The 9,451-nt window shown below is 74.9% G+C and carries 5 protein-coding genes; 1 reads left to right on the top strand and 4 read right to left on the bottom strand.

Annotated elements, in window-relative coordinates; all coding sequences use genetic code 11:
- The first annotated feature begins 199 nt into the window (after positions 1-199).
- The gene (locus ACQP12_RS21575; protein WP_433281460.1) at positions 200-1,381 is read left to right on the top strand and encodes a cytochrome P450 family protein; all 1,182 of its coding nucleotides are present in this window, start codon (positions 200-202) and stop codon (positions 1,379-1,381) included.
- A 58-nt stretch (positions 1,382-1,439) separates the two neighbouring features.
- Here the strand turns inward: ACQP12_RS21575 and ACQP12_RS21570 are convergent, their stop codons facing one another.
- The 4 genes from ACQP12_RS21570 to ACQP12_RS21555 all read right to left on the bottom strand — a co-directional run bounded on the left by ACQP12_RS21570 (position 1,440) and on the right by ACQP12_RS21555 (position 9,423).
- The gene (locus tag ACQP12_RS21570) at positions 1,440-2,780 is read right to left on the bottom strand and encodes an NAD(P)/FAD-dependent oxidoreductase (protein WP_433281458.1); all 1,341 of its coding nucleotides are present in this window, start codon (positions 2,778-2,780) and stop codon (positions 1,440-1,442) included.
- A 10-nt stretch (positions 2,781-2,790) separates the two neighbouring features.
- The gene (locus ACQP12_RS21565; protein WP_357949854.1) at positions 2,791-3,051 is read right to left on the bottom strand and encodes an acyl carrier protein; all 261 of its coding nucleotides are present in this window, start codon (positions 3,049-3,051) and stop codon (positions 2,791-2,793) included.
- A 64-nt stretch (positions 3,052-3,115) separates the two neighbouring features.
- On the bottom strand, positions 3,116-8,386 hold the full coding sequence (locus ACQP12_RS21560) for a type I polyketide synthase (RefSeq protein ID WP_433281455.1): 5,271 nt from the start codon (positions 8,384-8,386) through the stop codon (positions 3,116-3,118).
- The gene (locus ACQP12_RS21555) at positions 8,383-9,423 is read right to left on the bottom strand and encodes a ketoacyl-ACP synthase III family protein (RefSeq protein ID WP_433281453.1); all 1,041 of its coding nucleotides are present in this window, start codon (positions 9,421-9,423) and stop codon (positions 8,383-8,385) included. The genes ACQP12_RS21560 and ACQP12_RS21555 overlap by 4 nt, the downstream gene beginning before the upstream one ends.
- Between the last annotated feature and the right edge of the window lie 28 nt (positions 9,424-9,451).

Genomic DNA, 9,451 nt, shown 5'->3' with positions numbered 1-9,451 from the left:
GCGGATCACTGCCCCTCACTCGACCTCGTGCGGACGCCACCGGCGCACCCCTCGGGATGGCACCCACGCCCGGCGCGCTCGACAGCGTGACCAGAGCCCCCAACGGCGGCCTTGTCGGTCGTTAAAGCCGTTCCTGACCGGTGCGGGCCGGGCCGGGCAGCTTTGCCTCCCCTTTAGCCGCCGCGCCGACGATGGCGGGATGACGCCGTCACCCGAGCTGAAGTCGAAACCCCCGAGCCTGACCGACGCCCCGGTCCTGGGGCGCACCGCGCCGGTGCGGCAGATCGCCCTCCCGCACGGCGCTCTCGCCTGGCTGATCACCAACGGAGACGAGGTCCGTCACGCGCTCGCCCACCCGCACCTGATCAAGGACGGCCCGCTGGAGGGCGGCTTTCCCGGCCTGCCGCCGGAGCTGGCCCTGGCGATGAGCAGCGACGTCCTGCACAGCAACCCGCCCGACCACGGCCGGCTGCGCAAGCTGGTCAGCGCCGCCTTCACCCGCCGGCGGACCGAGGCGCTGGCGCCGCGGATCCAGGAGCTGACCGACGAGCTGCTGGACGCGTTCGCCGACCGGGACCAGGTCGACCTGGTGCCCGCGCTGACCTTCCCGCTGCCGTTCAAGGTCATCGCCGAGCTGCTCGGCGTGCCCGCCGAGGACTCGGAGATCTTCCAGGGCTGGGCCAACACCATCACCCAGGGCACCCTGGCCCGCCCCGAGGAGTTCATCGGCGCCGCCACCAAGCTGGTCGAGTACGCGCGCACGCTGATCGAGTTGAAGCGCCGGGAGCCGGCCGACGACCTGCTCTCCGGGCTGGTCGGAGTCAGCGACGGCGGCGACCGGCTCAGCGAGGACGAGCTGACCTCGATGGTGTTCCTGATGCTGATCGCCGGGCACGCCACCACCACCAATCTGATCGGCAACGGGGTGCACGACCTGCTCACCCACCCCGAGACGCTGGCCGCCGTGCGGGCCGACCCGGAGCGGCTGCCCACCGCGATCGAGGAGTTCCTCCGCTACGAGGCGCCCCTGCGGATGGCCACCCCACGCCGGGCCGCCGAGGACGTGTCGATCGGCGGGGCCACCATCCCGCGCGGGGACATGGTGTTCATCTCGCTGGTCGCGGCCAACCACGACCCGGCGCTGTTCGCCGAGCCGGAGCGGTTCGACATCGGCCGGGAGAAGAACGCCCACCTCTCCTTCGGGCACGGGCTGCACCACTGCATGGGCGCCCCGCTGGCCCGGCTGGAGGCGCGGATCGCCATCGGCACGCTGCTCGCCCGGTTCCCGAAGCTGCGGCTGGCCGTGCCGCCGGAGCAGTTGACGCGGCAGACGAGCATCCTGATGAACGGGTGGGAGTCGCTACCCGTCGCGCTGCGCTGACCGTCCCCTACCGCCGGAGAAGCCCGGCCCGGACATCCGGGCCGGGCTCTCGCGTGGCTCAGGCGTTCGGGACGGGGGCCCGCAGCGTCCCCAGGTACGGGTGCCACAGGTGGTCGGGGTTCTTCTCCACGGCCGCCACCGCCTCCCGCATGGCCACCAGCGCCTTCGGCTCCTCGTCGTCGTAGACGTCGCCCTGGAGCATCTTCAGCACGTCGATGCGGTAGCGCGGGTCCTGGACGAAGGCGGTGAAGAGCACGTTGAGCCGGTAGTAGATGGAGATGAACTCGTACCAGTAGCGGACGCCCCGGCGCAGCTTCCGCTCGTACTCGCCGAAGCGGGCCCGCGAGTAGTCGCCGGCCGCGTGGGCGGCGATGATGTCCTTCGCCGCGATCCGGGCGCTGTTCAGCGCGACGCTCACCCCGCTGGAGAAGATCGGGTCGACGAACCGGGCGGCGTCCCCGATGAGCACGAACCGGTCGCCGCAGATCTCCTTCATCGAGTAGCTGTAGTCGCCCTCGGCCTTGAAGGGGCGGACCTGCCGCGCGTCCTGCAACGCCTTGTGCAGGTCGGGCCGGCTGGACAGGAACTCCCAGAAGAACGCCTCGCGGTCGGTGTTGGCCTCGGCGAAGAGTTTCTTCTGGGTGACCACGCCGACGCTGGTGATGGTGTCGGTGATCGGGATCTGCCACACCCAGGTGTCCTGGATCGGCAGGAAGTGGACGAAGATGTAGTCCTGCTTCTCCGCCGACGGCGCCACCGCCGCCCGGTCCAGGTCCTCGAACCAGGTGTGCACGGCGTACTGGTTGAAGACCGGGTCGGAGACCTTGTACTTCAGCTGCCGGCCGAGCAGCGTGCTCCGGCCGGAGGCGTCCACCACCATCCCCACCCGGAACGGCACCTCCCGAGGGCCGAACCGCACCCTCAGCTCCACCGCCTCCGGGTCGTCGAAGTCCACCTTGAGCACCCGCGCACCGGAGAAGACCTTGGCGCCGCGGCCCTCCGCGTGCTTGAGCAGGATGAGGTCGAACTTGCCCCGGTCGACGTGGAACGTGTAGTCCCGGTCGACGCCGGGCTGGTCCCGCTCGACGAACATCACCTCGGCGGCCCGGAAGTCGTGGTCCAGGCCGGTGAAGCCGTTGTGCGGCACGTTGCGCGACTCGGCCGACGTCCAGGCCGCGCCGTACTTGCGGGGGAAGCCCGCCGCCTCGATGTCGTCCAGCACGCCGATCTCGGACAGCACCGGGGTGGTGGCCGGCACCAGCGACTCGCCGACGTGCTCCCGGGGGAACAGCTCGCTCTCGAACAGCACGACCGACAGGCCGGCCCCGGCCAGGTAGGAGGCGACGGTCGAGCCGGCGGGCCCGCCGCCGATCACCGCCACGTCATAGTCCACGCTCATGCCGGCCCCCTCAGTTCCGTGTGCTCGTCAGGCCGCCGACGAGCGCGGCGATGGTCCGGATGCTCCGGAAGTTGGCCGCGTCGATCAGCTGCGGCGGCACCGGGGTGCCGAGCCCGTCGCGGATGTAGTTGAGCAGCATCGCCGTCTTCAGCGAGTCGAGGATGCCCAGCTCCAGCAGCGGGGTGTCTTCGTCGATGTCGTACGGCGCGTCCTGCGCGAGGTTCTCCTTGATGAAGGTCGTCAACGCGGCGCTGACGTCGTCCTCGGACACGGTTCTCTCCTCTCCTGGTGGTGCCGGTCGCGCCCCGGTGGGGCGGGTCGGGGATCGGGGGCGGTCACGGCTGGGCGCCGGCGGGGGCGGCGGTGAGCGCGTCGACCAGGTGCTCGGCGATCGCGGAGACGGTGGGCTGGTTCCACAGCAGGGTGGCCGGCAGCGGGCGGCCGAACCGCTTCTCCAGCCGCCGCCGGATCACCAGGGTCATCACCGAGTCGAGCCCCTGCTCCAGCAGGGACCGACGGGTGTCCAGGTCGGACACCGGCAGCCGCATCTCGGCCGCGATCTGGGCGCCCACCTCGCTCTGCACGGTGGCCCGCAGCTCCTCCGGCGGCAGGTCGGCGAGCCGGGCCGCCGGTGCCTGCTCGGCCGCGCCCTCCCCGGCGTCCTCCCCGCTGGGCAGCTGGGCCAGCAGCGGCGGGCGGTCCGTGGCCGGGCCGGCCGCCAGCACCCGCAGCACCGGCAGGTGACCGCCGCCGTGGCGGTGGGCGTGCTGCCAGGCGGCGAACGCCTGCTCGGGCTCGATGGCGGCCACGGCCCGGGCCTTCAGCTCGTTGTCCACCACGGCGTTGACCGCCATGCCCTGTCCCTGCCAGGAGGTCCACCCGAAGCTGGTGGTGTCGTCGGCGCCGAGCGTGCGGCGGTGGGTGGCGAGCGCGTCGAGGAACGCGTTCGCCGCGCCGTAGCTGGCCTGTCCGGCCAGCCCGAGCAGCTGGCCGCAGGAGGAGAAGAGGGTCAGGAAGTCGACGCTGCCGGGCGGGAAGAGCTGGTGCAGCACCCACGCCCCGTCGACCTTGGGACGCAGCACCCGGCGCAGCGACGCCTCGTCCAGGCCGGCGGCGAACCGGTTGTCCAGCACGCCGGCGGCGTGCACGACGCCGCACACCGGGGGCAGGCCCAGCGTGTCCGGGTCGAGCTGCCGCCGGACCGCCTCCGCGTCGGCGATGTCGACCGCGAGCACGCGTACGGTCACCCCGCGCGCCTCCAGCGCGCGGACCCGGGCGATCCGGTCGCGGGTGGCCGCGTCCGGGCCGCCGTCGCCCGCCGGCCGGTCCCAGCGGCCCCGCGGCGGCAGCCCGGCCCGTCCGGCCAGCACGAGGCGGCGGGCCCCCTGGTCGGCCAGCCAGTCGGCCACCGCCAGGCCCAGGGTGCCCAGCCCGCCGGTGATCAGGTACGTCCCGTCCGGCCGGCAGCGCAGCGGCGGCCGTACCGAGGGCCGGTCCAGCGGGACCAGCCGGGCCACCGACGTGCCGGTGCCGCGCGGGGCGAGCACGTCGTCCGGCGTGGCGGCGCCCAGCAGGCCGGGCAGCGCGTCCAGCCCGCCCTCGTCGGCCGGGTCCAGGTCGACCAGGCCGCCCCACAGTTCGGGATGCTCGGTGGCGAGCACCCGGCCCAGCCCCCACAGCGGCGCGTCGGCCAGCGCCGCCGGGTCGGCGGACTCCCGTACGCCCCGGGTCACCGCCCACAACCGCGGGAAGGCGTTCCGGTCGCCGGCCGCGAGGACGTGCGTGACCCCGGTGAGCAGCCAGGCCTGCCGGGCGGCCGCGGCCGGCACGTCGGCGTCGTCGCCGGGCAGGACCAGCACCGCGCCGGACGGGTCCGGCGGCGGGTCGAGCCCGGCCAGCCCGGCGGCGTCGGCCACGGCACGCAGCGGTACGCCGGCGCCGCTGATCCGCCCGCGGATCGCCGCCGCCAGCGGCCCCGCGCCGCCGACGAGCACCACCTCCCGGGGCGCCCGGTGGTCCGCCGGGGGCGCCGGGCACGGCGTCCAGGCGATCTCGTACACGAGGTGTTCGGGCCGCACGGGCGCGGTGACCGGCCCGTCGAGCACGCCGAAGCGCACCCCGCGCAGCCGGGCCAGCACCGTGCCGGCGGGATCGGCGACGGTGACGTCGGCACGGTCCGGGACGCTGCCGTCGACCCGCACGTCGACGACCACCTCGGCCGGCGGTTCACCGTCCACCGTCACCTCGTCGACGCCGGCCACGACGCGCAGGACCGGCGGGCCGCCGAACGCGGCGGGGGCGGCGGAGAGCGCGGCGTCGAACACCGGCGCCCAGGTCGGCGCGGGGGCGGGCTGGTCGACCCGGACCAGGGCGCGCAGCACGCTGTCGCTCTGGGACAGCTCGCGCACCTGCCACGAAAAGGCCATCGACGGTACGCCGACGGTGGCGAGGTGGTCGGTGACCAGGCTCGCCGCACCGGGCGTCAGGTCGTCCCGGGCCGGCGCCGGCCCGGCGGGCCTGGGCGCGGCGGCCGGGCGTAGCGCCGCCGAGGCGTGCTGCTGCCAGGCCGCGTCATCGGCGGCGAGGGTCCGCGAGGCGAGTCGTACCGTGCCGTCCTCGGCGACGACCTGGATCTCCCGGGGGTCGGCCGTGGGCAGCGGGACGCGCAGCGCCACGTCGGTGAGCACCGGCGGGAGACCCTGCTCGGCGCCCGCACGCAGGAACGTGCTCAGCAGCACGGCCGCCGGCACCACCTCGGTGCCGTGGATGGTGTGGTGGCCGGGGTAGGGACGGCTCTCGTCGTCGAGCCGGGTACGCCACACCCCCAGCCCGGCGCCGGCCACGCTCACCGGCGTGCCGACCAGGGTGTGGCTGTCCGGGTCGTGGCCCATGCCGCCGCCCGGCCCGCCGGACGGCGCGTCCCGCCAGTGCCGGCGGTGCTGCCAGGGGGTCAGCGGCAGGTCGACCAGCGTGCCGGACGGCTGCAGCCGGGTCCAGTCCACCGGGACCCCGTGGCAGTGTGCGGCGCCCAGGTTGGTGAGGAAGGTGGCCCGCTCAGGGTAGTTGCGCCGCAGCGTCGACCCGACGTACGTCCGGTCCTCATCGGCGAGGGTCTCGCCGATCGAGTGCGCCACCACCGGGTGCGCGGAGATCTCCACGAACGCCCGGTGGCCGTCCTCCGCGGCCGCCGCCACGGCGTCGCCGAGGCGCACCGGGTTGCGCAGGTTGCCGGCCCAGTAGGCGCCGTCCAGGGGCGCGGCGCATCGCGGGTCGGCCAGCGAGGTGCGGTACATCGGCACCACCGGCACGGCGGGGGAGAGGTCGCCGAGGGCGGCGGCCAGGTCCGGGCAGAGCGGGTCCATCTGCGGGCTGTGGAACGCCACGTCCGAATTGACCTGCCGGACCAGCACCCCCTCGGCCTGCCAGTGTTCCCGCACCTCGGCCACGGCTTCCGGGTCCCCGGCGACCACGGTGGACGCCGGCGAGGCGGCGATCGCGGCCACCACGTCGGTCCGGTCGGCCAGCCGCCGCGCCGCCTCGTCGAACGGGATGGCAGCCATGGCCATGGCGCCCGCCCCGGCGACCCGGCGCAGCAGGATCGACCGCCGGCAGCTCAGCCGCGCCCCGTCGGCGAGGCTGAGCCCGCCGCAGGCCACCGCCGCCGCGATCTCGCCGACCGAGTGGCCGATCACCGCGGCCGGGGTCACCCCGTATGCCCGCCAGACGGCGGCCAGGCCGACCTGGGTCGCGAAGATCATCGTCTGGATCCGGTCCACCGCGCCCAGGTCGCCGGAGGTGAGCACCTCGCGCGGCGTGAAGCCGATCTCGGCCTGGAAGACCGGGGCCAGCTCGTCCATGACGGCGGCGAACGCCGGCTCGTCGGCGAGCAGCCCCTGCCCCATGCCGGGCCACTGGGAGCCGTGACCGGAGAAGACCCAGACCGGACGCCGCTCGTGCTCGCCGGACCCGGGCAGCGCCCGCCCGGTCGCGACGTGCTGCGCCTGCTCGCCCCGGGCCACGTGGCGCAGCCGGGCGACCAGCTCGGCCCGGTCGGTGGCCACCACCGCGGCCCGGTGCTCCAGGTGGGCGCGGCGCCGGGACAGGGTGTGCCCGAGGTCGGCCGGCGACAGTCCCTCCGCCGACTCCAGCAGCTCGACCAGGTCACCGGCGTGCCGGCGCAGCGTCTCCGGCGACCCGGCGGAGAGCGGGAAGAGCAGCCCGGCCGGGCCGGCCGGCGCCGGCGGCGCGTCGGGCGGCTGTTCGAGCAGGACGTGCGCGATGGTGCCGCCGTAGCCGAAGCCGGAGACACCGGCCCGGCGCGGGCCGGATCGCCGCGGCCACGGCCGGTGCTCGGTGACCACCCGCAGTCCGGCGTTGGCCCAGTCGATCGCCGGGTTCGGGGTTTCGAGGTTGAGGCTGCGCGGGATCTCCGCGTACCGCAGCGCGAGGATCGCCTTGATCAGGCTGGCCACCCCGGCGGCGGCCTCCAGGTGGCCGATGCTGGCCTTGACCGACCCGATCAGGCACGGCTCGCCGGGCTGCCGGCCGGCGCCATAGACCGCGCCGAGCGCGCCCGCCTCCAGCGGGTCGCCCAACCGGGTGCCCGTGCCGTGCGCCTCGACGTAGTCCACCGAGGTCGGCGCGACGCCCGCCTGCCGGCAGGCGCGCACCATGAGCTGCTCCTGCGCGTCCCGGCTGGGGGCCATGATGCCGTTGGTCCGCCCGTCCTGCTGCACGGCGCTGCCGCGGATCACCGCCAGCACCCGGTCGCCGTCGCGTTGCGCGTCGGCCAGCCGCTTGAGCACCAGCACGCCGCAGCCCTCACCGCGGCCGTAGCCGTCGGCGGCGGCGTCGAACGACTTACACCGCCCGTCCGGCGAGGTCGCGCCGGCGGCGTCCAGGGTGAGGGTGAGGCCGGGCGCGAGGATCAGGTTGACCCCGGCGGCGATCGCCAGCGAGCTCTCCCCGGTGCGCAGGCTCTGGCAGGCCAGGTGCACCGCGACCAGCGAGGCGGAGCAGGCGGTGTCCACGGCGAGGCTGGGCCCGCGCAGGTCCAGCGCGTACGAGATGCGGTTGGCGACCGCGCACATGGCCGCGCCGATGCCGGTCCACGCCTCGATCCGGGGCAGGTCCTCCAGCAGCCGCCGGCCGTAGTCGTCGGACCCGACGCCCACGAAGACGCCGGTGTCGCCGCCGGCGAGGCGGCGGGCCGGGATGCCGGCGTGTTCCAGCGCGTTCCAGGTGACCTCCAGCAGGATCCGCTGCTGCGGGTCCATCAGCTCCGCCTCGCGGGGCGTCACGCCGAAGAACTCGGCGTCGAAGCCCTCGACGTCGCGCAGGAACGCGCCGTGCCGGGTGGCCCGGCGCAGCGCGGCGGCGAACTCCGGCCCCAGGTCGCGGTAGTGGTCCCAGCGCTGCCCGGGCAGCTCGCCGATGCCGTCCCGGCCGTCGCGCAGCAACGCCCAGAAGCTGTCCGGGGAGTCCACGTCGCCGGCCAACCGGCAGCCCATCCCGACCACGGCGACGGCCGCGGGCGGCGTGCCGCTGTTCGCATCGAACACCGGATTGCTCTCCTTCGGGGTGGACCGGTCGGCGGCGTCGGTCACGGCCAGGCCGGTGGGTGGATGATCTGGACGACGGCGCAGGAGACGGTGACGCCCGGCCCGACGCCGAGCATCAGCAGGTGGTCCCCGGGGCCGAGCTGTCCGGTGGTGACCAGGTGCTCCAGCGCGACGACCTGGTCGCTGGCGCCCAGATGCCCGAGGCCGCGCCCCCAGTCCCAGGTGGACGCCGACAGCGGCAGACCGAGGGCGGAGGTGCACCGCTGCTCGACGATCTCCCGGGAGTAGTTCATGTAGGCGACCCGGGTGACGTCGCCGATGTCGATGCCCGCCTCCGCGAGGGTGCGGTCGACGACCTGGAGCGTCTGCCGCTGAATGTCCATCAGCACGGCGGTGCCGGCGCCGCCGCGCAGGGCGGCCCGGCGGAACTCGGCGCTGCGGGCGGTGAAGTCCAGGGGCCGGGCGGCGGTCGGCCCGGGCGGGAACAGCGCCTCCCCGGCCCGGTGCAGCTCCTCGGCGAGGGCGACGGTGACCGAGCCGACGGCGAGCAGCCGGGCGAAGCCGGGCCGGGTGGTGAGCACCAGGGCGCTGCCCGCGTCGCCCATCAGGTAGCCGGGGCCGCCCAGCCAGCGGTCGATCATGGGGGTGCCGAAGTTGTCGGCGGCGACGAGTAGGGCGGTGTGTCGGTCGGGGTGGGCGGTGAGGTAGCTGGCGGCGAGTTCGAGGGCGGTGAACATGCCGTTGCAGCCGTGGTGGAGTTCGACGGCGAGGCAGGTGCCGCCGGTGAGGTGGTGTTGCAGGTAGTACTGGGGTTGCCAGCCGTCGGGTCCTTGGTGCCAGCTGTCGGCGTAGAGGAGGAGGTCGACCTGGGTGGGTGGGTGTTCGGCGCGGGTGAGGGCCTGGGTGGCGGCGTGCAGGGCCATGTGGGGGGCGGGGGTGTCGCCGGCGACGGCGGCGCCGGTGAGGCCGTGCAGGTCGACCTGGTCGGCGGGGTAGTGGCCGTCGGCGACGGCCCTCTCGACGCTGACGATGTCGGGCAGCCAGACCCCGATTCCGCTGATGAACGTCTCCGGCGTACGCACCGTCCGGTCCCTCCCTGCGCCGTTCGTC

The sequence above is a fragment of the Micromonospora sp. CA-244673 genome, assembly GCF_050948395.1.
Classification (GTDB): domain Bacteria; phylum Actinomycetota; class Actinomycetes; order Mycobacteriales; family Micromonosporaceae; genus Micromonospora.
This window is presented reverse-complemented; position numbering and strand designations above follow the sequence as displayed.